Genomic DNA, 24,074 nt, shown 5'->3' on the forward strand with positions numbered 1-24,074 from the left:
CCGGTTCGAAGCGTGGCGATTCGGCCGAATCGCCACGGTCGATGGTGTGATCAGGGGCGCGTATCGCAGCGCGGCATTGCGCGCCGGCGAGCGTCGATGAATCGCGGTACGATCGCTGGCCTGCCTGCCGACATCACCCGCACGAGAGAACCCGCATGATCACGATCCGCCCGATGACCGACGACGATTTCGCACGCTTCTGGCCAACCTACCGCGCCATCGTCGCTGCTCAGGAAACCTACGCATTCGATCCGGAGCCGACGCCGGAAGCGGCGCGCGCACAGTGGCTCGACGCGCCGCTCTGCACGTGGATTGCCGAGGAGGACGGCGTGCTGCTCGGCTCGTACTACCTGAAGGCGAACGCGGCCGGGCCGGGCAAGCACGTGTGCAACTGCGGCTACATGGTGAGCGAGGCCGCGCGCGGACGCGGCGTCGCGCGCCTGATGTGCGAACACTCGCAGCAGGTCGCACGCGAGCGCGGTTTCCTCGCGATGCAGTTCAATTCGGTGGTCGCGACGAACGAGGTCGCGGTCGCGCTGTGGCAGAAGCTCGGATTCGAGATCGTCGGCCGGCTGCCGCGCGCATACCGTCACGCGCGGCTCGGCTTCGTCGACTGCTTCGTGATGTTCAAATGGCTCGGCGACGCGGCGGCCGCCGAAGCCTGAGCCGGCAATCGCCGCCGCGTCAGACGGCGAACGCGCCGTCGAACACGATCCGCTCGTCGAGCGCGAGCGTGCCGCGCGCGAAGATCAGGTCGAGATGGTGGCTGCCGTTTTCGCCGCCGCCGAGCCCGAGATGCAGCCCGGGGTGGCGTTCCTCGAACCCTGCGTTGCGGCCGTACAGCCCGCGAATCCCGAGGTTCGTGCCGATGCCGAATTCCTCGATCCGCCGGTGATTCGCGTGCCGGTCGAGATAGGTCGAGAAATCGCGGCGGAAGCCTGCGTCGTCGGTGTCGAAATCGACGATCGTGCTGTGCTCGACGTGCAGCGTCGCGAGCCGCTCGGCCACCTTGTACTTGATCGCGAACGGCACGGTGCCGAGAAACGTGCCGCTGAACACGACCGAGCCGTTCAGGTCGGTCACGTGCGTCGCGATCTCGCCGGGCACGACGTCGAGGTTGCCCATGCCGTCCACGCTCGTCCATTTCTGGTCCGGCGCGAGCGAGCCCGTCAGCGTGTTGCCGGCTTCGTCGATGAAGCGGATCTGCGACGCGCGCGCGGCCGCCTCGATCAGCCGGGCGTTGCGTGCGGCGATGTCGTCGAGCGATTCGGCGAACGCCTCGTCGAGATGCGGGCCGTAATCCTTGAATAAAACCGATTTGCTCCAGTGCTCGACGATCGCGGGGCGGATCGCGGCGAGGAACGGCGGCCCGCTCGGAGAAGGCGTCGGCAGGCACGACGAGTCGTACAGCAGCACGAACAGGTCGGCGTCGCCGAGTGCGGCGGCGATGTCGGCGGGTGGGGTGCTTTCGAGGCAGAGGGTGGTCGCGTCAAGCGAATCGGGCAGGGCGGAAAAGGCGCGCAACGCGATGTCGCGATTGCGGGCGTCGTAGCCGACCAGCAGTTTCCCCGATTCGCCGCGTGCCAGCTTGTCGCGCAGCGCCGGGTGAAAACCGAGCGCGCGGTGCAGGTTCAGCATGCGTATCTCCGGAAGCGGCGGAAGGGCCGCGGCCCTTCCGCGAGAACGGGTGGCCCGCTCAGACCGGCCAGAGCGCGGTGCCGAACGGCACCACGGCGTCCTCGACCATCATGTCGACGGCCTCGGGGTGCGTGTCTTCCTGCATCCAGTCAAGCAATTCGATCTGCTGGGTTTCCTGCATGTCAATTCTCCTGTGGTGAACATGAGTGATTCAACATGAAAGCGCGGAAAAAACAATCCCGCTCCTCGTTCGATATTTTGTGAATGCCGGACGAGTGGCGTCGATATTAGTCGGATGAATTTACGAAAGCAATGCGTTGCAAGGTTTTTAGCGGAAGCGTGCTAAACAAGGGCGTTTGCGGTTCAAATATTGGAAAAAACTAGATAAAACGACAGACGGGTCACGCATCTTTTTTTAGTGAATCGAATTCGGATGGCCGAAATGAATTCGATCATTTTTAATTTGGATTCAATTGCCGGAATTGCTGCGCTTTATGTCATTGACGAAAGCCGCATGCGAGCGTCATCCGAGCAACGCCTTGCCGATCGCCTTCGTCGGCTCGGAGCGCAGCACCAGCGAAGTCGTGACCGCGCCGAAGCGGGCGATCGCATCGATGAGGGTTTCGAGCTGGCCCGGTGTCGGCACCAGCACCTTCAGCAGAAAGCAATCCTCGCCGGTCATGCGATGGACTTCGATCACATGCGGCATCTCGGCAAACGTGCGCAGCGCCGGCTTGATGTGCTCGTGGGTCGTTTTCAGCCGGATGATGGCCATCATGCCCAAGCCCAGTGCCGCCGGATCGATCCGTGCGCCGTAGCCGGCGATGATGCCGCGTTCTTCCAGCCGCTTGACGCGCTCCGACGTCGCGGGCTGCGACAGCCCGATACGCCTGCCCACTTCCGACAGCGGCGTCCGCGCGTTCTCCTGCAGCGCTTCGAGGATCGCAAGATCCAGGCGATCGAGTGCTTCGTCCGGCATGACGGTCCTCCAGTACCGTTGATTCATCGGCATTCTGGCTCAATAACCGATGACTTGCCATTCCATGCCGACCGGCGCACCGCCACACTGCCGGCTTTGCGTTGACGGAGGGCGTGATGGAGCAAGCGATCGTGATCGTGCCGGGTATCGGTAATTCGGGACCGGATCATTGGCAGAGCCACTGGGAGGCGGCGTTGCCCGGCGCCGCGCGCATCGCGCCGGCTTCGTGGGAGGCGCCCGACCTGGCCGACTGGACGGCGGCGCTGGACGCGGCCGTCGCGAACGCCGGGGCGCCGCCGCTCGTGGTTTGTCACTCGCTGGGTTGTCTGTTGTTCGCACATTGGCATGCCGCGTCGGCGCGCGCGGTGCGCGGCGCGTTTCTCGTGGCCGTGCCCGACCCGCAAGGGCCGCGCTTTCCGGTTGCCGCCGCCGCGTTCGCGAACCTGCCGAAGCGTTCGTTCGGGCGCGTGCCGGTGCTGGCGATCGCGAGCGCGGACGATCCCTACGATCCATCCGGGCGCGCGCTCGAATGGGCAACGGAACAGGGCGCGACGCCGCTTCTGCTCGGCGCACGCGGCCATCTGAACGCGGCGTCCGGGTTGGGCGGATGGTCGGAAGGGCGCGCCCTGCTTGCGGCTTTTGCGGCCGGACTCGGGCGGTAGTGCGGGTCAGCGCCGGCCGACCTTCGGCTCATTCACGCCGTTGCGCCGGACCGACGGGAGCGGGCGCACCGGCCGTCGCGATTTTGCCGCGTGCGCGCGCCGGTTTCACGGCGGCTCCAGTATGATCGACCGATGGCGGCGGAAGCCCCGGAATCGAACAACGAAGGAGACACCCCCGATGCGTGCAGTGCCGCAACCGGAGCGTGCCGGCCGCTCGCGGCCGCATGGCCGCATGGCGGCTCGCGATCGGCCTGTCGCTCGGCAGCGCGATCGCGCTTGGCCTCGCACGCTTTTCGTACGCGCTGCTGCTGCCGCCGATGAAGGCCGATCTCGGCTGGACGTTCGCGCAGGCCGGCGCGCTGAACACGGCAAACGCGGCCGGCTACCTGATCGGCGCGCTGGCATTCCCGCTGCTGTCGCGGCGCTGGCGCGCGGGCACGCTGCTCGCGGCCGGCTGCGCGTTGACCGCCGTGCTGATGGCCGCGGGCGGGCTCACGTCGGACATGCACGCGCTGCTGGCGCAGCGGCTGGCAACGGGTGTCCGCAGCGCATCGATCTTCATCAGCGGCGGCGTGCTGGCCGCGCGGCTCGCATCCGCGTCGCCGCGCGACGCGGGGCTGCTGCTCGGCCTTTATTACGGCGGCACGGGATGGGGCATCGTCGCGTCGTCTTTGCTCGTGCCGGCCACGCTCGTGCCGCGCATGCACGGCTGGCAACCCGCGTGGTTCGCGCTCGCGACGGCATGCGTGCTGTTCTCGGCGGTGGCCGTGTCGGCGGCACGCCGCATCGAGCACGCACATGCGGCACCGGTGAGGCAGGCCGACGCCGACGGCGCGAAACCGGCGGTGACCGCGAGCCCGGCCCGCTTCGCGCTCGCGCTGGCCGGCTATGGCCTGTTCGGCGTCGGCTATATCGGCTACATGACGTTCATCGTCGCGCTGCTGCGCGGCGCGGGGATGAGCGGCACGGTGGTCGCCGCGTTCTACGTGATGCTCGGGATCGCGACCGTCGTGTCCGCGCGGTTGTGGTCGGGGTTGCTCGACCGGATGCGCGGCGGCCAGGCGCTCGCCGTGCTCAACGCGCTGCTCGGCGTCGCGACGCTGATGCCCGCGCTGTTCGTGCATCCGGCTGCCGCGTTCGCGTCGGGCTTGCTGTTCGGCGCGACGTTCCTGTCGGCGGTCGCGTCGACGACGGCCTTCGTGCGGCACAACCTGCCGCCCGACGGCTGGGCGAAGGGCATCAGCGCGTTCACGACGGTCTTCGCATTCGGGCAGATCGCGGGGCCGGTCGCGATCGGGTGGGTGTCGGACAGCGCGGGCCTTGCGCGCGGGCTCGTGTATTCGGCGCTGACGCTGTTCGCGGGCGCCGCGCTCGCGGCCGGGCAGCGCGCGCTGCACAGCAGGTCCGCGTAGTCACGCGAACGTCACCGCACACACGCGGCGCGCGACACGCGATGAAATGCACGGCTGAAGTAGATGAGGCTGTCGCCGTCGTCGCGCACGCGAATCGACGTCGCCTCGATGAACATCACCGAGTGCGAGCCGACTTCCTTCATCTCGGCGATCGTGCCCTGCAGGCTCGCGAGCGCATCGCGCAGCACCGGCACGTCCTGTTCGCCGCGATCCCACACGGGCAACTGGAAGCGCTGTTCCATCGGCAGGTCGGTGAGCCCCGCGAAGTGTCGCGCGAGCAGTTCGTGCTCGGCCGGCAGCACGTTGATGCACACCTGACGGTTGCGCTCGAAGGTCGCGTGCATTGCGCTCGACCGGTTCAGGCACACGAGCAGCGTCGGCGGCGCATCGGTGACGGAACACACGGCGCTCGCGGTGATCCCGCAGCGGCCGTGCGGCCCCGCGGTGGTGATCACGTTGACGGCCGCACCGAGGTGGGCCATTGCCTGGCGGAAGGCCTTCTGCGCGTCGGTCGGTTCGACGCGCGGCGGTCGCTGGATATCGGTCGTGGAAGACATGGGCGCTCCTGATTGGACGAAAGCGGCGAACCGCGCGGCGCTGCGAGGGCAGCGCCGGATCGCCGACGATGACCCAAGCGTACGTCGCGAAAAGGCGGCCGACCATTCGCACGATTGACGATCGGGATGGCGTTCCTGCCAACGCGTCTAAAGGTTCTACCTAGACGCGTGCCGCCGCGTGCAAAAAAAGCCGCGATTGTGCGTTCGCGCGGCACGTCCAGGGGTTTGCAGCGGGTTTTCGGCTCGTTATGATGTGCCGCACACCCCCAGCGAACGACGCTTGCGCCACGCCGGCCACCGGCGTCGCGCGCGGCGCGTGCGATACCGATACCGATATTCAGCGAGACCCCCGCGATGACGTCACCCGCACCGATCGTATACATCGTCGACGACGACAGCGGCATGCGGACGTCGCTCGCCTGGTTGCTCGAATCGGTCGGCATCGCGTCCGAGGGATTCGCGAGCGCCGCCGATTTTCTCGCGCGCTTCGACGTGAACCTGCCTGCGTGTCTCGTGCTCGACGTGCGGATGCCGGAGAAAAGCGGCTTCGACGTGCAGGCCGAACTGAACGCGCGCGGCGCGACGCTGCCGGTGATCTTCGTCAGCGGGCACGGCGACATTCCGATGTCGGTGCGCGCGCTGCAGAACGGGGCGATCGATTTCGTCGAGAAGCCGTACAACTCGCAGCAGATGCTCGAGCGCGTGCAGCGTGCGTTGCGGCTCGCGCAGCAGCGGCATGCGGTGAGCCAGCGCCACCGTGAACTGCGCCAGCGGCTCGATGCGCTGACCGCGCGCGAGAAGGAAGTGCTGCGCGGCGTCGTGGACGGCAAGGGCAGCAAGCAGATCGCATCCGATCTGTCGATCAGCGTGAAGACGGTCGACGTGCATCGCGCGAGCATCAAGGAGAAGCTCGGCGCGACGTCGATCGCCGCGCTCGTGCGCGACGTGATGGTCGTGTGGGGCGACGACGGTGAGCCGTCGCGATGAGGTTCGGCGCGTTCAGCGCATGTACAGCCCGCCGTTGATGTCCCAGCATGCGCCGTTCGCGAAATGCGCGTCGCCCGACGCGAGCAATACGGCTGCATCCGCAACGAAAGCGGCCGACCCGAGCTTGCCGCCCGGCAGGCTCGCGAGCACCTGACGCAGTTTGTCGGGCGCGACGCTTTCGTACACGATCGGCAGATCGAGCGGGCCCGGCGAGATCGCGTTGACGGTGACGCCCTGCGCGGCGAGATCGCGCGCGAACACCTTGGTCAGCGTCAGCGTGCCGCCTTTCGCAGCCGCATAGTGCGCGCCCGTGGCCGAGCCGCCGTTCTGCCCGGCGAGCGACGCGATGTTGACGATGCGGCCCGCGCCGCGCCGCGCGAAATACTGGCCGAACACCTGGCAGCCGAACAGCACGCTGCGCAGGTTCACGTCGATTACGTGGTCGAACTGCTCGGCCGTGATCTCCATCGCCGGCACGACCTTCGATGCGCCCGCGTTGTTGACGAGCACGTCGATCGCGCCCCAGCGTGCGACGAGCGCATCGCGCGCCGCTTCGAAATCGCGTTTCGACGTGACGTCGAGCGGCAGCGCGATCGCGCGTTCGCCGCTCGGATCGAGCTCGCGCGCATGCGCATGAACGGCATCGGCCGCGATGTCGGCCAGCGCGACGCGGTAGCCGGCCGCATGGAAGCGTTCGGCGAGGACGGCGCCGAGCCCGCGCGCGGCGCCGGTGACGAGGACGACTCGGTCTGACATGGTGTGGTGTTCCGTGGTTCGTGGGCGCACGCCGGTGAAGGCGGCCCCCGCATTGTGGTTCATGCGGCCAGCGCCGCTTCGAAGTGTGCCGCGATCGCGCAGACCCGTTCGTCCGCGCCCTTGCGCCCGACGATCTGCAAGCCGGCCTTCAACGGTGAACCGGCGAGCGGCAGCGGCAGGCTGAGCGCGGGATGGCCGCTCAGGTTGAACGGCCGGATCAGCGACGACATCGCGATCACCGATACGCCGTCGCGGGCCTGCTGCAGCGTGATCGGCAGCGCGGGTAGCGTCGGCAGCACCAGCACGTCCGCGTGTTCGAGCGCGGCATCGACCTGCGCGGCGAAGCGTGCGCGCACGGCCTCGGCTTCCTTCAATGCCGCAGGCGCGGTCGTTGCGGCCGCACGCAATCGTGCATCGAGATCGGCGCCGAGTTTGCCGGTCGCGACCAGATGGCCGAACGCGCGCGACGTTTCCGCGTTGATCACGGTGAGCCCCGCGGCGAACGCGGCCGGCATTGCATCGAGCACGACGGTGTGCGAGCGCAGGCCCGATGCACGAACGGCCGCGTCGAGCGCGGCGGCGATCGCCGGATCGGCTTCCACGGCGAGTCGAGCGACCGTGCAGCCTTCAACGGAGGCCGTCGCCTGCGCACGATCGAAGCCCGGCGCGATCGCGGCCATCACTGCGACGAGCGTGCGGATGTCGCGGGCGAATGGCCCGACGCAATCGAGCGTGGTTTCCGCAGGCGCGACGCCGCGTCGCGACACACGCCCGAACGTGGGCTTGAGCCCGGCCACGCCGCAGCAGGCGGCCGGCCCGCGAATCGAGCCGCCGGTATCGGTGCCGAGCGCCGCATCGACAGTGCGCAGCCCGACGAGCGACGCGGAGCCGCTCGACGAGCCGCCCGGAATGCGCGAGGCGTCCTGCGGATTGACGGGTGTGCCCGTGTAGTCGTTGATGCCGGTCATGCCGAACGCGAGCTCGTGCATGTTCGCCTTGCCGGCGATCTGCCAGCCGGCGTCGAGCAGCAGGCGGACCACGTCCGCGTGGCGTACGGCGGGCGGCGCGTCGGCGAGCGCGCGGCTCGCCGCGCGGGTCGGATGGCCAGCGATATCGATCGTGTCCTTGATCGCGATCGTCGGGCCCGGGCCGCCGAGCGTGAAAGTGTCGATGAAGCCTGTCATGGTCGGTATCGTGCGAAAGCGGCGGGAAACATCAGGACCGTGGCGCGGCGGCGAGCGGCCACGGGCCGTCGAGCACGCGTTCGGTGCGGAAATGGCGGATCAGCCAGGCGGAGCCGCTGGCGGCCGGCGCGAAATCGACGGTCAGCCGCGCGGCGATCAGCTCGGCCGAGCCGTCCGCGTAGCGCGACGCCTGCAGCATGACCCAGCGGCCGCGTGCGCTTGCATGGCCGGCGCCGATCTCGATCGACTCCGACGTCAGGAAGTGCAGGTTCGCCGCGAAATGCGGATCGGGCGGCAGATAGCGGCCGAGCATCGCGACGATCGCGGCGGTGCCTTCGACGCGGCCGAATTTCCTTGCATACTGCAGGCCGATGCCTTCCCACACGGCGTCGGTCGTGAACAGTTCGGCCAGCGACGGGCCCGCGCCCGCATCGTCGGGTACGTCGCACAGCGCCATGTACCGCGTGATCGTCGCGCGCACCGCGCGCTCGGCGTCGAGCGCCGCGACGCGCCGCGCGAGCGCGTCGATCGCGGCGGGTGTCAGGTCGCTCATCGCGCGCCTCACGCCGCGGGCTTCGCGGCCGGCGGCACGCTCAGCGCGCGGCCGACGCGCGCCTCGATCTTGCCGTAGCGCCACAGGTTGTATTCGCCGACGGGCGTCGTGCGGTACAGGTTGCACACCGCGACCGCCGTGTCGAAATCGGCGACGTCGGCCATGATGTAGAACGTCCATGGCGCGCCGTCGGCCTGGCCGACCACGAGGCGGTCGTCGTCCATCACGCCGAGCACGCGCACGCCGGGCATCGCCTCGACGGCCGCGAGCATCGCGCCGTACGCCTGCCACACTTCGCCGATCCGCTCGCGCGGCAGGTCGAAGAAATTCTGCGACACGCCGCAGCAGAACAGCACGCGCAGCGGCAGCGGATTCGAATCGGACATATCGGGTTCTCCAGAGGAATCGGTTGGATGCATGATCCGGCCGGCGAGCGCGCTCCGGATCCGGTTTCATGCGTATGCATCGAGGTTGCGGTCGATGCCGGTCACAGATAGCCGGGAAACGGCGTGACGCCGGTGAACACCGCGCCCGCGCCGTCGAAGTTGCCTTCGCCGAGAAACGCGTGCTGCGTGACGACCATCGCATCGCGCAGCAGCCGCTGCAACGGATGCGTGCGATAGATCGCCGCCGTGCCGCCGAGGCGGTACGCGCGTTCGACGACGCTCGCGCCTTCGCGCGCGATCTGCGTGGCCGCGAGCCGCAGCAGGCTGACCTGGTCGGGCGTCACCGGATTGCCGGCGAGGATCGATTGCCACACGGTATCGGTCGCGTCGTAGAAGAACGCGCGTGCCGAGCGCAGTTGCGCCTCGGCCTTCGCGAGCTCGATGCGGTAGTACGCGCGATCGGCGAGACGCGGCGCACCGGTCGTCGTCTGGCGGCCGCCCGACATCCGGTTCACGACGTCGAGCGCCGCGCGCGCGAGGCCGAGGTTGACGACGGCCAGCACCTGCGCCGCATACGCGACGGTCGGGTAGCGGTACAGCGGCTCGTCGACCGTCGCCTCGCCGCCGCGCACGAAGGTCCACGCCTCGGGCACGAAGCGGTCGTTCACGCGCAGGTCGTGGCTGCCGGTGCCCTGCATGCCGACCACGCTCCAGTTCTCGACGATCTCGACGTCGGCGGCGCGGAACACGGCCGTGCGCGGCTTGTTGGGCGCCGCGTCCCGCGCGCCCGGCACGGCGATGCCGACGCCGAGCCAGTCGGCGCCCTTGCAGCCGCTCGCGAATTTCCACGTGCCGTTCACGCGCCAGCCGCCCGGAGCGTCCTGCGCGGGCTGCACCGGAAACAGGCCGCCCGCGAACACCTGATCGGGGCCGCTCGCGTACAGCTCGGCCTGCGTGTCGAGCGGCAGCGCGGCGAGGTAGACGTTCGCGGAGCCGAAGCTCGCGACCCACGCGGCCGAGCCGTCGGCGGTCGCGATCCGTTCGATCATGTCGAGGAACGCGGTCGGCGCGAGCGCGTCGCCGCCGAAGCGGCGCGGCGTGCCCGCGCGATAGATGCCGGCCTGCTTGAACAGCGCGATCACGTCGCGCGGCACGTGCGACAGCCGGTCGAATTCGTCGCGGCGGGCGGCGACGGTTTCGATCACCGCGTCGAGCGGCGACAACTGCCCGGCCGCGGGACGGGCCGCGGGCGGCGAAGGCGGCGCGGATTCGATGGCGAGGGCGGCTTGCGGCATGAAAGTCTCCTGGGGATGGGGGCGATGTCGGCGTCGGTTGCTGGAGCAAGACGATGCAACCAGTCTAGAAACGCCGAAAACACGCAGCAATTGGTGCGTTGGGCCGCCTGACTGGTGACGCTCCGTGCCGGCCTAAAGAAATCTTCAGATGCGATCGGCGCGCGCCGGTGCTATGTTGGGCTTCCGGCCGCGCGACGCCGCGCGCCTTGCTCTGAATCCGATCATGAGTTTTCCCGACGAAGACGATTTCCACCGGCTGCTCGACGCGCTGACCACGTGCGTGCTGCTGCACGACGCGCAGACCAAGGCGATTGTGTGGGCGAATCGCGCCGCGTGCATCGCGCTCGGTTTTTCCGTCGAGGAATTGCTGCCGCTGAAGGCGCCGGACATGACGCGTCCCGAGCCGAAGTACCGGCGCGAGATCGCGGTGAGCGCGTGGGATCGCGCGCTCGTCGACGGGCCGCAGGTGTACGAGTGGTGTTATCGATCGCGTACGGGCGTCGACATGCTGTCCGAGGCCACCGCGACCTACGTGCCGCTGCGCGGGCGCGACGTCGTGATGGTGCAGTTTCGCGACATCAGCGCGGAAGAGGCGGTGCGCCAGCAATTGCGCCGCTACGAGGCGCGGCTGCGCGAGTTCATGCAGGATCTCGACGAAGGGATCGCGGTCGTGACGCCGCACGGCGGCGTGCAGTTCATCAGCGAGTCGGGCCGCCGCGTGCTCGGGCTCGCGCCCGGCGAACCGCTCGGCGAGGTGCTCGACTACTGCGCCGAAGCCGATCGCGACCGGCTCGTCGCGCAGTTGCGCGATGCACCGTCGGCGCATCCGTCCGCGCCGCAGCGCTACCGGATCGTACGGCGCGACGGCTCGGCATGCTGGCTGCGCATCCTGTGCCGGCAGGTCGAGATCGAAGGCGATCTCGACGGGCTGCTCGTGCAGTTCCGCGACGTGAGCGACGAAGTCGCGATCGAGGACGCGCGGCGCGCCGAGGCGCGGATGCTCGAATACGCGGGCCGTTACAACGCGATGGGCGAGATGGCGACCGTGATCGCGCACGAATTGAGCCAGCCGCTCGCGGCCGTGCGCAATTTCATCGAAGGCGCGGTGCGACGGCTGAACGGCAACGGCGCCGTCGACGACGCGATCTGGGGGCTGCGCAGCGCGGACCGGCAGGCCGAGCACGCGGCGCTGATCATCAAGAGCGTGCGCGAGTTCATCGTGAAGCGCGAGCCGGTCGTCGCGCGGGCCGACCTGCGCGACATCCTCGCGGACGTCGCGTACTTCATCGAGCTGCGCGCGAAGGAAGCCGGCGTGACGGTCGCGATCGTGCAGGCCGACACACCGCTGCCGATCCGTTGCGAGCGCGTGCTGATCGGGCAGGTGATCCTGAATCTCGCGTTCAATGCGATCGAGGCATTCGCCAGTTGCGAGCGCGTGCCGCGCACGCTGACGCTCGGCACCGCGAACGTGGCCGGCCAGGCGGAGTTGCGTGCGATCGACAATGGCCCGGGCATCGAGGCCGGCGCGCACGAGCGGCTGTTCGACGGCTTCTCGTCGTCGAAGGCCGGCGGCAACGGGATCGGGTTGTCGCTGTGCAAGAGCATCGTCACGCGCCACGGCGGGCGGATCGCCGCGAGCGCGGCCGCGGGCGGCGGGCTCGACTGCCGCGTCACGTTGCCGCTCGCCGATGGTTGAGCGCAACCGCGGCGGCGCGTCGCGGCGGGGCGGCGGCGCACGGCGCATCGTCAGCGCCCCAGCGCCCGCGCGGTCCGGCCGCCGATGCCGAAGTCGGTGTTCGGAATGTCCTTGATGATCACGCGCGTCGCCTGCAGCGGCGCGTCGAGCACGTTCGCGCCCGCGTCGGACAGCGCGGCGATCAGCGCGCGCTTCTGCTCGTCGGTGCGGCCGGCGATCAGGATCGCGACGATCACCGGCAGCGACGGCGGCGCGCCGTCCGCGGCGCTGCGGCCGCCGAGGCCGATATGCGTCGCGGGCAGTTCGGTGAGCAGCACGCGCACCGATTCGATCGGTGCGCCGATCGCGTCGACGGTCGCACCGGTCAGTCTCGCGATCAGCTCGGCCTTGCGCGCATCGTCATGGCCGGCCGGCAGGAAAACTTCGAGTGTGGGCATGATGGCTCGGAAAGGTGAAGGTGACCGGTTCACCTTTGCGCGTGCAGCGGTGAACCGGCCACGGCTTACAGCAGGAAGCCGATCGCGCTGAGCGCTTCGGTCGAGTCGATCAGGCGCACGACCTTCTCCGCGATCCGCATCTCGCCGTCGGCATCGACGTGCAGTTTGTGCGTGACGTCGGCCGCGAACAGCGTCGCGGCACCGCGCTTGTACGCGACGACGACCTGCGCCGATTTCAGCTCGACGGTGTCGGCGCTGCCGCTCTCCAGCGTGAAGCGCGACACGGTGCGCACCGTGCGCGCCGCGTCGGCGGCCGACGCCGAGTAACCGGACACCATCCGCTGCACGCGCTTCTCGCGCATGTCCTGGTCGTCGAATACGTAGTTCAGCGTCGCCGCGAAATCGGTCGTGTCGGGATCGATCGGCACCACGTAGTGGCCGGCCGGATCCCACAGGTCGAGCCATGCGCGGTAGTCGCGGCGGTCGAGCATCTCGGCTTCGCGCCACACGAATTCGACCGCGCGGGCGAAGGTCTGCTCGGAAAAGAGGGCGTTGCGGTCGTCCATCACTGTTGCTCCATCATCTTGCGCCACTGCTGGTAGGCCTCGCGCATGCCGGTTTCGTCGGTCGCGTGCGCGGTCTTTTCGCCGTTCGCGGCGGTAATTTCACGGTTCAGCCCGCGATTCACGAGGATCGGCACGTCGGGGCCCGCATGCGCGCCGCGCTGCACGCGCTCCCAGGCTTCCGCGTCGTCGGGGCTGCCGAAGCCGAACGGGCCCTGGAAGTGTTCGTGAATGCGCAGGCGCTCGCGGTTCGCTACGTCGGGGCCGCCGTCCATCGCGAGCGCGACGTGGCGGATCTCGGTTTCGTTCGCGGAGATCGGCCGCAGCACGCGAAAGAACGCCATCGACAGCGCGAGGTTCGGGAACAGGTTCAGGTTGAAGCCGACGCCCATCAGCGAGCGCACGATGCGGCGCACTTCGTCCGGCGCGTGGCGCTCGGCGAGCTTCGCCGCGAGCGGCGCGAAGCGTTCGGGCAGCGGGGCGCCGTCGTCCGCGTCGAGATCGATCAGCTCGGGCATCAGCACCGCGAGGCTGTGGCCGTTGCCGAGCGCGCGGCAGAACGCGTCCTCACTCGTCATGAAGCGCGTGATCGCGGCGGCCGTTTCGTCGTCGATCGATTTCATCCACGACTTGTGCACGACCGGGAAGTGGTAGAGGTCGGTGGTGTTCTCGAGCTGGATCTTCCAGTTGCCCTTGAACCTGAACTTGTGCTCGCCATTCGCCTTGATCGGGTAGCCGGCGCCCTGTTTCATGAACAGGTCGATCCACGGCTTCGCGCCGCCGAGGAAATCCTCGAGCGGCTCGATCGCGTCGTTGAAGCTCGCGAAGATCAACCCCTGGTACACACCGACGCGCAGCTTCACGAGCGGCAGGTCGCCCTTGTCGCACACGCCTTCGTAGCCGTCGCCGTACGGCAGCGCGCGCAGCGTACCGTCGAGCGCGTACGACCAGCTGTGATACGGGCACGTGAAGCCCTTCGCGTTGCCCTTGTGCGCTTCGCACACGGTCGCGCCGCGATGGCGGCAGCGGTTCTGCAGCACGTTGATCTCGCCCGTCCTGTCGCGCACGACGATCACCGGCTGGCGGCCGATCGTCGTCGTGATGAAGTCGCCCGGGTTCGGCAGTTCGCTTTCGTGCGCGACCCAGATCCAGGTGCGGTAGAAGATGCGGTCGAGCTCGGCTTCGAACAGCGCGGGGTCGTGGTACATCGCGGGCGCGATGCGGTCGGGCTGCGCGAGACCGTGCAACGCGCGGGTGTCGATCGTCTGGTAGGCAATGTCGCTCATCGTCGTCGTGGGGAAAGAGTCGCGAAAATCGGGCCGCGCCGGGCGCAGCGTCCGGAGATCAGTCTCGTCTTCTGCTACATATCGGTCAAATTGATCTAAAATCGACGATCAAATAAATGCGGCAAATGATGGAGGTCACGATGACATCGGTCGATCATCTCGATCTGAACCTGTTGCGCGTATTCCAGGCGATCGTCGAGGAACGCAGCCTGACGAAGGCCGGCGAGCGGCTTGCGCTGTCGCAGCCGGCCGTCAGCTATTCGCTCGGCCGGCTGCGCACGCTGTTCGACGATCCGCTGTTCGTGCGCACGCGCGCCGGCATGCAGCCGACGCCGGTCGCGCTGGAACTCGCCGGCATCGTCGGCAAGGCGCTCGACATGGTGCGCGTCGCGCTGCGCTACGCGGAGCGCTTCGATCCGGCCACCAGCACGCGCACGTTCCGGCTGTCGCTGTCGGATGCGGGCGAGATGGCGTACCTGCCGGCGATCTGCCGGGCGCTGCGCGAGCGCGCGCCGCGCGTGACGCTCAGCGTGCAGCCGCTGCCGGTGGAGGAGATCGAGGAAGCGCTGCGCGCGAGCCGGCTCGACTTCGCGATCGGCAACTTGCCGGAGTTGATGCCGCGCACGCGCCACCAGGTGCTGTTCGAGGAAACCTACGTGTGCATGACGGGGCGCAGGCGCGGGCTGCCGACGGCCGCCGCGCTGAGTCTCGAGCAGTTCGTGCGCGCCGCGCACGTGAACGTGAAATCGGTCGAGCACAGCCACCACGCGCTCGACGATGCGTTGCGCGCGCAAGGCGTGGGCCGCAACATCGCGCTCGAGGTGCCGCACTTCGTTGCGCTGCCGAGCGTGCTGTCGGTCACCGATCTGTATGCGACGCTGCCGAAGCGGCTCGCGCGGATTCTCAACCGCGACAACGCGTTCCGGCTGTACGACCTGCCGGTCACGCTGCCGCCCGCGCCGGTGACGATGCACTGGCACGAGCATTTCCACGAGGACGAGGGCAACGCATGGATGCGCGCGCTGCTCGCGGAGATCGTCGAGCGTTTCGACGAATGACGATCGGGCGGTGCGAGATGGGCGGCGGCCGCGTGTCGCCGGCGCCGGCCCGTCCCGATCTTCAGCGCATCGGTGCGTCAGTCGATCTCTAGATCGCGATGCGCCAGCGCGCCCCGCGCATCAGAGATCGAGCACGAGCACGGGCGAGCGCGCACGCGACACGCAGCAGCAGATCACCGTGTTGCTCGCGCGCTCGGCCTTGCTCAGGCAGTGATCGCGATGATCGGGTTCGCCGTCGAGCACCGGCACCATGCAGGTGCCGCACACGCCTTCGCCGCATGAGGTATCGACCTCGATGCCGATCTTCGCGAGTGCGTCGACGATCGACGTATCGGGTGCGACGCGCACCGATTGGCCGCTGCGTTGCAGGCGCACTTCGAAGCCGTCCGCCGCGGCGTCATCCGCGGCGGTGACGCCCGCCGACGGTTCCGCCGCGAAGCGTTCGAGATGAATCGCGTCTTCCGGAACGCGCGTGACCGCGGCGGCGACGACCGCATCCATGAACGGCCCGGGGCCGCACGTATAGACATGCGCGCTCGAGTCGATCGACTCCATGCAGCGGCCGAGTTCGGCCGCGAGCGCATCGGGCTCGACGCCGTAGTGGAACGTCACGTGCGATGCGAACGGCTCGGCCGACAATTCGTCGACGAAGGCCGCGTGATCGCGGCTGCGCGCGAAGTAATGCAACCGGTAGCGTGCGCCGCGCCGGTTCAGCGCATACGCCATCGACAGCAGCGGCGTGATGCCGATGCCGGCCGCGACCAACACGTGCTCGCTCGCGGCATCGGTCAAGCGAAACAGGTTGCGCGGCGCGCCGATCGACAATTCGGCGCCGACGCTTACGTCGTCGTGCAGCGAACGCGAGCCGCCGCGCGAGTGCGTTTCCTTCTTCACCGCGAACAGGTAGCTGCGGCGCTCGTCGGGGTTGCCGCACAGCGAGTATTGCCGCGTGATGCCGGACGGCGCGGTGACGTCGATATGAGCGCCGGGTTCGTACGCGTCGAACGGCTGGCCGTCGACGCGCGAGATCCGGAAACAGCGGATGTCCTGCGCCGCGTCGATCAGCGCGTCGATCCGGACCTGGTGGCGGTTCGCTTGCATGGGAAATTCCGTGGGTAGAGAAAAGCGGCGCGGCCGAGCCCGCGCCGGCATGCAATCGAGAATAGGGATGGGCCTCGCATAAATCAAATCGATTAAAAATCGATGTTGGAATAAGCGGGATGGATGATGGTGGGCGTGCCGATTGTCGCCGGTCGGCGTGGCGGCGCTCGCGCGGCCGGTACACCGACCACGCGATCGGTGAACCGCGCGGCTTCAGCGAGCGGCGATGGCGTTGCCGCCGTCGACGGCCGCGTCAGCCGAAGCCGATGCCGCTGCATGACCGCGTTCGCGTTCGAGGCTGCGGCGATAGTGGCGGCACCCTGCGGCGAGCAGCAGCGCGGCCAGCGTGGCCGCCGCGACGTTGACGATCGACATCGAATGGCCGACCGCGGCCGGCGCGCCGAACACGCGATCGGTGAATAGCGCGACGACGGTCGTGCCGATCCCGAGCGCGATCAGGTTCGACACGAGCAGGAACAGCGCGGAGATCTGCGCGCGCATCTGGTTCGGCGCGAGCGTCTGCATCGCGGCGGTCGACGTCGGCATTGGGAACGATGCGAAGAACATCGCGACGACCAGCATCGCGAGCGACGCGGGCAGGCTGTCGAGCTGCGTGAACAGCGTCGCGGGAATCACCATGCACGCGGCGCCGATCGCGCCGGCACGCATCGGCGCATCGCTTCGGCCGCGCCGCAGCAGCCAGTCGTTGAGCCAGCCGCCGCAGAACACGCCGGCCGTGTTCGCGGCCAGCAGCACGATGCCGAGCGTGTAGCCGGCTTCGACGGCCGTCATCCCGAAGTGGCGGATATAGAACGCGGGCGTCCAGCTCAGCAGGCAGTACAGCGTCATCGCATAGAACGAGAAGCCGAGGTAGTGGCACGCGAAGGTCGCGCGATGCGCGCCGACGAAGCGCAGCGAATCGCGCATCGACACGCGCCGCACGGCGCCCGAGCGATCCTGCGCGAGCCCCTTGCGCTGCGGATCGCGCACGGTCGCGGCGAACAGCAGCGCAACGAGGATCCCCGGCAGCCCGACGATCAGGAACGTGACCTGCCAGGCATGCACCTGCCCGACGATCGGCAGCGTGAACGCGCTCGCATGCTTGAGCAGCGCGATCACGTAGCCGCCGATCAGGAACGCGATGCCGCCGCCGATGAACGAGCCGAGCGAATACACGGCGATCGCGCGACCGAGCTTCTCCTTCGGGAAGTAGTCGGCGAGCATCGAATACGCACCGGGCGACAGCGCGGCCTCGCCGACACCGACGCCCATCCGAGCGACGAACATCTGCACGAAATGCTGGCTGAGCCCGCATGCGGCGGTCGCGACGCTCCACAGCGCGATGCCGAGCGAGATGATGCGCGGGCGCGCATAGCGGTCGGCGAGATACGCGACGGGCAGCCCCATCACCGCATAGAACAGCGAAAACGCGAAGCCGTTGAGCAGGCTGAACTGCGTATCGGACAAATGCAGGTCGCGCTTGATCGGTTCGATCATCAGGACGAGGACCTGGCGGTCGACGAACGAAAAGATGTACGCGAGCATGCAGATGACGACGACATACCATTCGTACGTATAGCGCTTGCCGTCGGCAGCGCGGGCCGTTGATGCGGACATGCGGGTTCTCCAGGAGCGGGCGGTGGAAACGCGCGGCATCGGCCTCGCGGGCCGGGCGCCGTCGCGGCGCGAACGCGTGCGGGTGACACGATCGGTGACGCAGCGTAGTCGGCCAAATTCGGCCGCCATAGCCGGAGTGACAGCCGCGCCACACGGACATTTACCGACGCGGATAAAGAAAACACCGAGGCCTTGCGCGCGAGCCGCCCCGCAGCGTACGTGCGACGGGGCGCGCGCGCATCATGCGGCGCGTCTATAAGCGTTATAGAGCCCATTGCGTCGACGTCCGAAATTGTCGTTCCTAGACTCGGCCGGGTTTTGATCGGCGGCGTTCGCGTCTCAAGGCGAACGCGCTTCACACCGAGCGGCGCGATGCCGACAGGCGCCGCAACTTCTACGGGACGACGCAGATGAACCAACCGAACGGGCGGGCCGACCGGCTTGCCGTACTGCTTGCCGCGCTGCTCGCGTGCATGACGCTGCCGGCCGCCGCGCAATCGAGCGTGACGCTCTACGGCCGCATCGACACCGCGATCGAATACGCGAACGCCGGGCCGAACCACGTGACACGCATGGGCAGCGGCAACCTGTGGGCGTCGCAGTGGGGGCTGAAGGGTGTCGAGGATCTCGGCGGCGGCTACGCGACGATCTTCAAGCTCGAGGACGGCTTCAACGCGGCGAACGGTGCGTTGTCGAACAGCAGCGCGCTGTTCGGCCGCGAAGCGTGGGTCGGCATCACGGGGCCGTTCGGCGGCGTGCAGTTCGGCGAGCTCTACACGATCCTGCATACGACGCTCGTCACGTACAGCCTGCCCGGCCTCGGCGCGGGGCTCGCCTGGGGCAACGCGACCAACAACTTCGTCGGGCCCGCGTTCCTGCGCGTGCGCAACTCGATGCGCTACACGTCGCCGCGCTACGCGGGCTTCATGCTGCGCGCGATGGCCGCGCGCGGCGCCAATGGCGCGGCCGGGCAGCCGGCGACGCTCGGCGATACGTACGGCGCGGGCATCAACTACGTGCGCGGCGGGCTGTCGGTCGACGTCGACTACATGCAGCAGAAGTTCAGCCCGGTAGCCGCATCGACGCTCGGCAACACGAGCCCGGCCGCGAACGGCAACTACACGCTCGGCGCGATTTCGTACGACTTCAACGTCGTGAAGGTGGCCGCGCTGTATATGCGCCATCGCGGCGGCCCCGATGTGGCGACCGCGGTCGACAGCCAGAGCGCGTATCCGCACAGCGACATCATGGAGCTCAGCGCGACGGTGCCGATCGGACGCGCGTCGCTGCTGCTGAGCGTCGGCCATTACCGGAAGGTGGCCGACAGCGACGGCAACGCCGATTCGTACGGCATCCGCTTCGACTATCCGCTGTCGAAGCGCACGGTGCTGTACACGGGCGCCGCGATGGTGCGCAACGGCGCGCATGCGCGCTTCGTCGTCAACGGCGCGGCGGGCGGCGGCGTCGCGGTCGCGAAGCCTGGCGCGACCGCGAGCGCGCTCGTCGCGGGCATCCTCACGTCGTTCTGAGCGTTTTGGCGGACCCGCGCCCTGGTGCGGGCCCGCTCGCGCCGCTACGCGCAGGCGGGCGGGTGCGGCGCGAGCCATGCGTCGAACGGTGCCTGCTCGCCGATATTGAACAGTTCGAGCAGCAGCGCGCGCAGCCAGCGATGGCCGGGGTCCGCGTCGAAGCGACGATGCCAGTACGCGTTGACGGACCACTCGCCGGCGCCGGCGACTTCGTAAAGCACGCACGGCTGGCGCGCCGCGAACGTGATCGCGATCGTCTCCGGCAGGATCAGCGCATAGTCGCCGCCTTGCAGTAATGCCGGCACCACCATGAAATCGGGCAGCGCCGCGCGCACGCGCGGCATCAGTTCGTGCCGTTCGAGCAATTGCATCGATTGCGGATGCGACGTGATCGCGACGAAGCGCAGCGCGTCGGGCGCCGCGCCGTCGAGCACGAAATCGTCGGGCAGGCCGACGCGCCGGGCGGTGCGGCGCGGCATCAGCAGCACGCAGCGCTCGTGCAGCAGCGCGGTGCGCTGGAAATGGCTCGACGCATCGGCGAAATGGCCGAGCGCGAAGTCGATGCGCCCCGATTCGAGTGCGACGTTGAGCTGGCATTCGTCGACGTGCAGCGTCTCGATCACGGCGCCCGGCGCGCGCCGGTCGAACGCGGCGAGCAGCGTCGGCAGGAACGCGCTCGCCGCGAAATCGCTCATGTGCAGGCGGAACACGCGCTGCGTGCTGTCGGGCGCGAAGCGCGAGCCTTCGTCGAGCACGTCCTGCAGGATCGCGAGCGCCTTGTCGACCGAGATCGCGAGCCGTTGCGCGCGCGGGGTCGGCTCGACGCCGGTGCCGGTGCGCACGAACAGCGCGTCGCGGAACATCAGCCGCAGCCGGCCGAGCGCGTGGCTGACGGACGGCTGCGTGACGCCGAGCCGCAGCGCCGCGCGGCCGACGTTCCGCTCTTCATACACCGCGCGAAACGTCTTCAACAGGTTGAGATCGAGATCCTGCACGCGCAGGCCGTCGGGCGAGTCGCCGTCGTGCGGCGCGGCTTCGGGGCGGGCGGGGGCCGTCGCGCGGCCGGGAGTGGAGAGCGTCAACGTGTCTGCCTCGCGGTGACGGAAGGCGCGTGGCCGTAACGCCGCGCATATGCCTTCGCGAAATGGCCGAAGCCATGGATGCCGTGCGCGATCAGCACGTCGGTCACGCTGCGCGCGTCGCCGCGTTGCAACGCCGCGTGCACGGCGGCGAGCCGGCGCTCGCGCACGTACGCGGCCGGCGTGGTGTGCAGGAACGCGCGGAACGCATGCTGCAGCGTGCGCGGCGCGACGCCCGCGACGGCCGCCAGCACGGCGAGCGCGAGCGGTTCGCCGAGGTGCGCATCGACGTGAGCGCACGCGCGCCGCACGTGCGCGGGCAGCGGTGGCGTGCCGCGCAGCAGCGCGTCGCTGTACGCGTGCGGCAGGTGCGTGAGCAGCAGCGACATCAGCCACGCGGTGAGGTCCGCGCCGAACACCGGCGACGCCGTGCCGATGCGCGGCTGCGCGCCGAGCCGGCACAGGTATTCGAAGGTCGACAGCACGAGCGCGGCGCCCGCGCCCGCGCCGCTCGTCGCGAGGTCGAATTGCAGCGGCCGCGTGAGCGGCGCGCGCAGCATGTCCTGCAGCTTGCGTTCGAGCGCGCCGCGTTCGAGCCGCAGCACGAGATTGCGGCAATCGCGGCTCGTGCGCAGGCGGCTCGCGAGCGCGGGCGACGACACGGTCAGCGCGCCGGGGCCGGCGCGCGCGACGACGCTGCCGGCCTGCAGTTCGCACGCGCCCGCGAGCGTCAGCCGGAACAGGAAGTGATCGGCGTCGTCGCCGAAATCGATGCGCGTTTCACGACCGTAGCAGAGTTCGAGCAGCGCGCCGTGATGCAGCGGCACCTCGTACAGCTCCGCATGAAACGGATCGCGGCCGGACGCGGCCATCCGATGCGGCCCGAGACGATGCGCGACCGCGCGTTCGACTTCGTCGGGCGCCTGCAGCGTGCCGAGCCGGTTCGGCGCATGACGGGAAAGGGCGATGTCCATTCCTAGACCTCGAAGCGAAGGCGGGCGTGCAGCGTCGCGCACGGCGCCGCGATTGCGTTGCGCGAACGGGCGCGTCGTTGCGCGTTTTGAAGCGACGCGGCGCAGGCGGCCGCGTAGTCTCGGACAGACTCGATCACCGGGAGAAAACGATGAAGGTATGTGTTCTGGGCGGCGGCCACGGCTGCCATGCGGCGGCCATCGACCTGCTCGAAAAAGGCCACGACGTGACGTGGTGGCGGCGCGACCGCGCGCCGCATGCGCGGCTGCACGAGCTCGGCGTGCTGAACGTCACCGACTATCGCGGCAAGCGCACGGTGCCGCTCGGCGACGCGCCCGGCGCGATTCGCCTGACCGACGATCTCGCCGCCGCGTTGAGCGGCGCGCGGCTCGTCGTGGTGCCGCTGCCGGCCACGTCGCACGACGCGCTCGCCGCGCAGGTCGCGCCGCTGCTGGAGGACGGCCAGGTCGTGTTTTTGCCGCCCGGCACGTTCGGCAGCGTCGTGTTCGCCCGCGCGGCGGCCGACGCCGGCAATCGTGCGCGCGTCGCGTTCGCCGAAACGGGCACGCTGCCGTACCTCGTGCGCAAGCATGGCGACAACGACGTCGTGATCAGCGCGTACGCGACGCGCCTGCCGACCGGCGTGTGGCCGGCGAACGCGGCCGGCTGGGCGTTCGACGTGCTGCGTGCGGGCTATCCGTCGGTCGAGGCGGTCGAGGATGCGTTGTCCGGCGCGCTGATGAACGCGGGCCCGGTGATCCATCCGCCGCTGATCCTGATGAACGCCGGGCCGCTCGAACACTTCGACGCGTGGGACATCCACAACGAAGGCACGCAGCCGTCGATCCGCCGCGTGACGAACGCGCTCGACGCCGAACGTATCGCGGTGCGCGAAGCGCTCGGCTACCGCGCGCCGCATTTTCCGCTCGCCGATCACTACGCGACCGAAGGCGACGAGTGGATGTACGGGCGCGGCGCGCACGGCAAGCTGACCGATAGCGGCGACTGGCGCGAGAAGATCGATCTGCGCACGCATCGCTACATGCTCGAGGACACCCGGCTCGGGCTGTCGTTCATCGTGTCGTGCGGGCGTTGGGCCGGCGTGCCGACGCCCGTCGCGCAGGGACTGCTGGGCATCGCGAGCGCGGTGGCGGTGCGGGACCTGTACGCGGAAGGCCGCACGCTGGAACGGCTCGGGCTCGCGACGCTGTCACGCGACGCGCTGCGCGTGCTGCTCGGCGCGGGGTACACGGCATGAAGGCGGCCGCGGAAGTGACGCGCATCCACGTGCTCGGCGCGGGGCGCATGGGGCAGGGCATCGCGCTCGTGTTCGCGTTCGCGGGCCTCGACGTGACGCTGATCGACTTCAAGCCGCGCGATGCGGCCGGCCGTCGCGCATTCGACGATCGCACGCGTGACGAGATCGCCCGGCCGCTGCATGCGCAGGTCGCGCTGGGCCGCATCGATGCCGCACAGGCGGATGCCGTCGTCGCGCGCATCGCGATCGTCGCGCGGGACGGCGCGGCCGACGCGGTGCGCGATGCCGATATCGTGTTCGAAGCGCTGCCCGAAGTGCTCGATGCCAAGGCGGACGCGCTGCGCTGGCTCGGCGAACACGTCGATGCGCACGCAACGATCGCGTCCACCACGTCGACGTTCATCGTCACCGAATTGCAGCGCTACGTCGCGCACCCGGCGCGGATGCTGAACGCACACTGGCTCAATCCCGCGCTGCTGATGCCGCTCGTCGAGGTTAGCCGCAGCGATGTAACGGATCGGTCCGTCGTCGACGCGCTCGCGGCGCTGCTCGAACGCGTGGGCAAGAAGCCGGTGATCTGCGGGCCGGCGCCCGGCTATATCGTGCCGCGCATCCAGGCGCTCGCGATGAACGAGGCCGCACGGATGGTCGAGGAAGGCGTCGCAAGCGCGGAGGATATCGACACGGCCATCCGCACCGGCTTCGGCCCGCGATTCGCGGTGCTCGGGCTGCTCGAATTCATCGACTGGGGCGGCTGCGACATCCTGTATTACGCGTCGACGTACCTGGCCGGCGAGATCGGGCCGCGCTTCGCGCCGGCCGAGAGCGTCGTGCGCAACATGGAAGCCGGCCGCGACGGCGTGCGCACGGGCGCCGGCTTCCACGACTATGCGAACGTGGATGTGCCCGCGTACATGCGCCGGCGGCTCGGCGAATTCGCGCGGCTGCTCGACCATCTTGGGCTCGCGCCGACGTTCGACAGCGCGCGGCGCGGCCGGGACACGTAGCCTCGACGTTGCGGCTGCGTGCGCTTGCGGCGCCGCGCCAGCGCGCACGTGGCGCCGTGAAC

24 protein-coding genes and 1 pseudogene are annotated in these 24,074 nt (G+C 69.1%); 9 read left to right on the forward strand and 16 right to left on the reverse strand.

The features are described from left to right. The first annotated feature begins 155 nt into the window (after positions 1-155). Positions 156-665, forward strand: coding sequence for a GNAT family N-acetyltransferase (locus tag CFB52_RS18155; protein WP_059580082.1), 510 nt, complete (start codon positions 156-158; stop codon positions 663-665). Positions 666-684: 19 nt separating this feature from the next. On the opposite strand, the gene CFB52_RS18160 is transcribed toward CFB52_RS18155, so the two are convergent. From CFB52_RS18160 to CFB52_RS18165, 3 genes are all read right to left on the reverse strand, one after another. After that, positions 685-1,638 carry a leucyl aminopeptidase gene (locus tag CFB52_RS18160; protein WP_089465401.1) on the reverse strand — a complete coding sequence of 318 codons (954 nt, stop codon included), beginning with the start codon at positions 1,636-1,638 and terminating at the stop codon, positions 685-687. A 58-nt stretch (positions 1,639-1,696) separates the two neighbouring features. Next, the gene (locus CFB52_RS35130; RefSeq protein ID WP_006479692.1) at positions 1,697-1,819 is read right to left on the reverse strand and encodes a hypothetical protein; all 123 of its coding nucleotides are present in this window, start codon (positions 1,817-1,819) and stop codon (positions 1,697-1,699) included. A gap of 342 nt (positions 1,820-2,161) precedes the next feature. Then, positions 2,162-2,617: an Lrp/AsnC family transcriptional regulator gene (locus tag CFB52_RS18165; protein WP_059580088.1), complete on the reverse strand. Its 456-nt coding sequence runs from the start codon at positions 2,615-2,617 to the stop codon at positions 2,162-2,164. Between the two features lie 116 nt (positions 2,618-2,733). Here CFB52_RS18165 and CFB52_RS18170 point away from each other — a divergent pair, with 116 nt between their 5' ends. Continuing rightward, entirely contained in the window at positions 2,734-3,279 is a 546-nt protein-coding gene (locus CFB52_RS18170; protein ID WP_059640318.1) for an alpha/beta hydrolase, read from the forward strand. Between the two features lie 178 nt (positions 3,280-3,457). Next, positions 3,458-4,691: pseudogene (locus tag CFB52_RS18175) on the forward strand (YbfB/YjiJ family MFS transporter). An 11-nt stretch (positions 4,692-4,702) separates the two neighbouring features. Here CFB52_RS18175 and hpaC read toward each other — a convergent pair. After that, positions 4,703-5,248: a 4-hydroxyphenylacetate 3-monooxygenase, reductase component gene (gene hpaC / locus CFB52_RS18180; RefSeq protein ID WP_059580098.1), complete on the reverse strand. Its 546-nt coding sequence runs from the start codon at positions 5,246-5,248 to the stop codon at positions 4,703-4,705. Positions 5,249-5,602: 354 nt separating this feature from the next. Between hpaC and CFB52_RS18185 the strand changes: the two genes are divergently transcribed. After that, positions 5,603-6,235, forward strand: coding sequence for a response regulator transcription factor (locus CFB52_RS18185; protein ID WP_059580100.1), 633 nt, complete (start codon positions 5,603-5,605; stop codon positions 6,233-6,235). A 12-nt stretch (positions 6,236-6,247) separates the two neighbouring features. Here the strand turns inward: CFB52_RS18185 and CFB52_RS18190 are convergent, their stop codons facing one another. The 5 genes from CFB52_RS18190 to CFB52_RS18210 all read right to left on the reverse strand — a co-directional run bounded on the left by CFB52_RS18190 (position 6,248) and on the right by CFB52_RS18210 (position 10,409). Then, on the reverse strand, positions 6,248-6,991 hold the full coding sequence (locus CFB52_RS18190; protein WP_099317117.1) for an SDR family NAD(P)-dependent oxidoreductase: 744 nt from the start codon (positions 6,989-6,991) through the stop codon (positions 6,248-6,250). Between the two features lie 59 nt (positions 6,992-7,050). Continuing rightward, positions 7,051-8,175 carry an amidase gene (locus CFB52_RS18195; RefSeq protein ID WP_059580105.1) on the reverse strand — a complete coding sequence of 375 codons (1,125 nt, stop codon included), beginning with the start codon at positions 8,173-8,175 and terminating at the stop codon, positions 7,051-7,053. Positions 8,176-8,206: 31 nt separating this feature from the next. Then, positions 8,207-8,728, reverse strand: coding sequence for a nuclear transport factor 2 family protein (locus CFB52_RS18200; protein WP_059580107.1), 522 nt, complete (start codon positions 8,726-8,728; stop codon positions 8,207-8,209). Positions 8,729-8,736: 8 nt separating this feature from the next. Further along, positions 8,737-9,114, reverse strand: coding sequence for a hypothetical protein (locus tag CFB52_RS18205; protein WP_059580110.1), 378 nt, complete (start codon positions 9,112-9,114; stop codon positions 8,737-8,739). Between the two features lie 101 nt (positions 9,115-9,215). After that, complete coding sequence (locus tag CFB52_RS18210; protein WP_059640309.1) at positions 9,216-10,409, reverse strand: acyl-CoA dehydrogenase family protein; 1,194 nt, start codon at positions 10,407-10,409, stop codon at positions 9,216-9,218. A 148-nt stretch (positions 10,410-10,557) separates the two neighbouring features. Here CFB52_RS18210 and CFB52_RS18215 point away from each other — a divergent pair, with 148 nt between their 5' ends. Continuing rightward, on the forward strand, positions 10,558-12,105 hold the full coding sequence (locus CFB52_RS18215; protein WP_089465404.1) for a sensor histidine kinase: 1,548 nt from the start codon (positions 10,558-10,560) through the stop codon (positions 12,103-12,105). Positions 12,106-12,155: 50 nt separating this feature from the next. On the opposite strand, the gene CFB52_RS18220 is transcribed toward CFB52_RS18215, so the two are convergent. From CFB52_RS18220 to CFB52_RS18230, 3 genes are all read right to left on the reverse strand, one after another. Beyond that, positions 12,156-12,542: a tautomerase family protein gene (locus CFB52_RS18220; RefSeq protein ID WP_099317118.1), complete on the reverse strand. Its 387-nt coding sequence runs from the start codon at positions 12,540-12,542 to the stop codon at positions 12,156-12,158. A 65-nt stretch (positions 12,543-12,607) separates the two neighbouring features. Continuing rightward, complete coding sequence (locus CFB52_RS18225; protein ID WP_099317119.1) at positions 12,608-13,111, reverse strand: aromatic-ring-hydroxylating dioxygenase subunit beta; 504 nt, start codon at positions 13,109-13,111, stop codon at positions 12,608-12,610. Continuing rightward, entirely contained in the window at positions 13,108-14,391 is a 1,284-nt protein-coding gene (locus CFB52_RS18230) for a Rieske 2Fe-2S domain-containing protein (RefSeq protein ID WP_099317120.1), read from the reverse strand. The genes CFB52_RS18225 and CFB52_RS18230 overlap by 4 nt, the downstream gene beginning before the upstream one ends. A 140-nt stretch (positions 14,392-14,531) precedes the next feature. On the opposite strand from CFB52_RS18230, the gene CFB52_RS18235 reads away from it, so the two are divergent. Then, positions 14,532-15,449, forward strand: a complete 918-nt coding sequence (locus CFB52_RS18235) for a LysR family transcriptional regulator (RefSeq protein WP_059580327.1) — start codon at positions 14,532-14,534, stop codon at positions 15,447-15,449. 120 nt (positions 15,450-15,569) lie between these two features. Here CFB52_RS18235 and CFB52_RS18240 read toward each other — a convergent pair whose 3' ends face one another. Next, positions 15,570-16,550 carry a PDR/VanB family oxidoreductase gene (locus tag CFB52_RS18240; RefSeq protein WP_099317121.1) on the reverse strand — a complete coding sequence of 327 codons (981 nt, stop codon included), beginning with the start codon at positions 16,548-16,550 and terminating at the stop codon, positions 15,570-15,572. Between the two features lie 213 nt (positions 16,551-16,763). Beyond that, positions 16,764-18,167: an MFS transporter gene (locus tag CFB52_RS18245; RefSeq protein ID WP_089465406.1), complete on the reverse strand. Its 1,404-nt coding sequence runs from the start codon at positions 18,165-18,167 to the stop codon at positions 16,764-16,766. Between the two features lie 410 nt (positions 18,168-18,577). Between CFB52_RS18245 and CFB52_RS18250 the strand changes: the two genes are divergently transcribed. Continuing rightward, positions 18,578-19,696 carry a porin gene (locus tag CFB52_RS18250; protein WP_099317122.1) on the forward strand — a complete coding sequence of 373 codons (1,119 nt, stop codon included), beginning with the start codon at positions 18,578-18,580 and terminating at the stop codon, positions 19,694-19,696. A 44-nt stretch (positions 19,697-19,740) separates the two neighbouring features. Here the strand turns inward: CFB52_RS18250 and CFB52_RS18255 are convergent, their stop codons facing one another. Further along, the gene (locus CFB52_RS18255; RefSeq protein WP_099317123.1) at positions 19,741-20,778 is read right to left on the reverse strand and encodes a LysR family transcriptional regulator; all 1,038 of its coding nucleotides are present in this window, start codon (positions 20,776-20,778) and stop codon (positions 19,741-19,743) included. Next, positions 20,775-21,749, reverse strand: a complete 975-nt coding sequence (locus tag CFB52_RS18260; RefSeq protein WP_099317124.1) for an AraC family transcriptional regulator — start codon at positions 21,747-21,749, stop codon at positions 20,775-20,777. The genes CFB52_RS18255 and CFB52_RS18260 overlap by 4 nt, the downstream gene beginning before the upstream one ends. Before the next feature lie 149 nt (positions 21,750-21,898). Between CFB52_RS18260 and CFB52_RS18265 the strand changes: the two genes are divergently transcribed. Continuing rightward, the gene (locus CFB52_RS18265) at positions 21,899-23,005 is read left to right on the forward strand and encodes an NAD/NADP-dependent octopine/nopaline dehydrogenase family protein (RefSeq protein ID WP_059580138.1); all 1,107 of its coding nucleotides are present in this window, start codon (positions 21,899-21,901) and stop codon (positions 23,003-23,005) included. Then, positions 23,002-24,012 (forward strand): 3-hydroxybutyryl-CoA dehydrogenase, encoded by a 1,011-nt coding sequence (locus tag CFB52_RS18270; RefSeq protein ID WP_099317125.1) that lies wholly within the window; start codon positions 23,002-23,004, stop codon positions 24,010-24,012. Before CFB52_RS18265 ends, CFB52_RS18270 begins: the two co-directional genes overlap by 4 nt. Positions 24,013-24,074: the final 62 nt, after the last annotated feature.

Origin of the sequence: Burkholderia sp. AU18528 (assembly GCF_002223215.2) — a bacterium.
In the GTDB taxonomy this organism is placed as follows: Bacteria; Pseudomonadota; Gammaproteobacteria; order Burkholderiales; family Burkholderiaceae; genus Burkholderia; species Burkholderia semiarida.

What these genes read in the sequence shown, in the direction of transcription:
- CFB52_RS18155 (WP_059580082.1), top strand. Translation starts at nt 156, where the DNA reads ATGATCACGATCCGCCCGATGACCGACGACGATTTCGCACGCTTCTGG.
- CFB52_RS18260 (WP_099317124.1), bottom strand. Translation starts at nt 21,749, where the DNA reads ATGGACATCGCCCTTTCCCGTCATGCGCCGAACCGGCTCGGCACGCTG.
- CFB52_RS18195 (WP_059580105.1), bottom strand. Translation starts at nt 8,175, where the DNA reads ATGACAGGCTTCATCGACACTTTCACGCTCGGCGGCCCGGGCCCGACG.
- CFB52_RS18185 (WP_059580100.1), top strand. Translation starts at nt 5,603, where the DNA reads ATGACGTCACCCGCACCGATCGTATACATCGTCGACGACGACAGCGGC.
- CFB52_RS18160 (WP_089465401.1), bottom strand. Translation starts at nt 1,638, where the DNA reads ATGCTGAACCTGCACCGCGCGCTCGGTTTTCACCCGGCGCTGCGCGAC.
- CFB52_RS18230 (WP_099317120.1), bottom strand. Translation starts at nt 14,391, where the DNA reads ATGAGCGACATTGCCTACCAGACGATCGACACCCGCGCGTTGCACGGT.
- CFB52_RS18270 (WP_099317125.1), top strand. Translation starts at nt 23,002, where the DNA reads ATGAAGGCGGCCGCGGAAGTGACGCGCATCCACGTGCTCGGCGCGGGG.
- CFB52_RS18200 (WP_059580107.1), bottom strand. Translation starts at nt 8,728, where the DNA reads ATGAGCGACCTGACACCCGCCGCGATCGACGCGCTCGCGCGGCGCGTC.
- CFB52_RS18215 (WP_089465404.1), top strand. Translation starts at nt 10,558, where the DNA reads ATGCGATCGGCGCGCGCCGGTGCTATGTTGGGCTTCCGGCCGCGCGAC.
- CFB52_RS35130 (WP_006479692.1), bottom strand. Translation starts at nt 1,819, where the DNA reads ATGCAGGAAACCCAGCAGATCGAATTGCTTGACTGGATGCAGGAAGAC.
- CFB52_RS18210 (WP_059640309.1), bottom strand. Translation starts at nt 10,409, where the DNA reads ATGCCGCAAGCCGCCCTCGCCATCGAATCCGCGCCGCCTTCGCCGCCC.
- CFB52_RS18220 (WP_099317118.1), bottom strand. Translation starts at nt 12,542, where the DNA reads ATGCCCACACTCGAAGTTTTCCTGCCGGCCGGCCATGACGATGCGCGC.
- CFB52_RS18170 (WP_059640318.1), top strand. Translation starts at nt 2,734, where the DNA reads ATGGAGCAAGCGATCGTGATCGTGCCGGGTATCGGTAATTCGGGACCG.
- hpaC (WP_059580098.1), bottom strand. Translation starts at nt 5,248, where the DNA reads ATGTCTTCCACGACCGATATCCAGCGACCGCCGCGCGTCGAACCGACC.
- CFB52_RS18205 (WP_059580110.1), bottom strand. Translation starts at nt 9,114, where the DNA reads ATGTCCGATTCGAATCCGCTGCCGCTGCGCGTGCTGTTCTGCTGCGGC.
- CFB52_RS18235 (WP_059580327.1), top strand. Translation starts at nt 14,532, where the DNA reads ATGACATCGGTCGATCATCTCGATCTGAACCTGTTGCGCGTATTCCAG.
- CFB52_RS18165 (WP_059580088.1), bottom strand. Translation starts at nt 2,617, where the DNA reads ATGCCGGACGAAGCACTCGATCGCCTGGATCTTGCGATCCTCGAAGCG.
- CFB52_RS18245 (WP_089465406.1), bottom strand. Translation starts at nt 18,167, where the DNA reads ATGTCCGCATCAACGGCCCGCGCTGCCGACGGCAAGCGCTATACGTAC.
- CFB52_RS18190 (WP_099317117.1), bottom strand. Translation starts at nt 6,991, where the DNA reads ATGTCAGACCGAGTCGTCCTCGTCACCGGCGCCGCGCGCGGGCTCGGC.
- CFB52_RS18250 (WP_099317122.1), top strand. Translation starts at nt 18,578, where the DNA reads ATGAACCAACCGAACGGGCGGGCCGACCGGCTTGCCGTACTGCTTGCC.
- CFB52_RS18240 (WP_099317121.1), bottom strand. Translation starts at nt 16,550, where the DNA reads ATGCAAGCGAACCGCCACCAGGTCCGGATCGACGCGCTGATCGACGCG.
- CFB52_RS18265 (WP_059580138.1), top strand. Translation starts at nt 21,899, where the DNA reads ATGAAGGTATGTGTTCTGGGCGGCGGCCACGGCTGCCATGCGGCGGCC.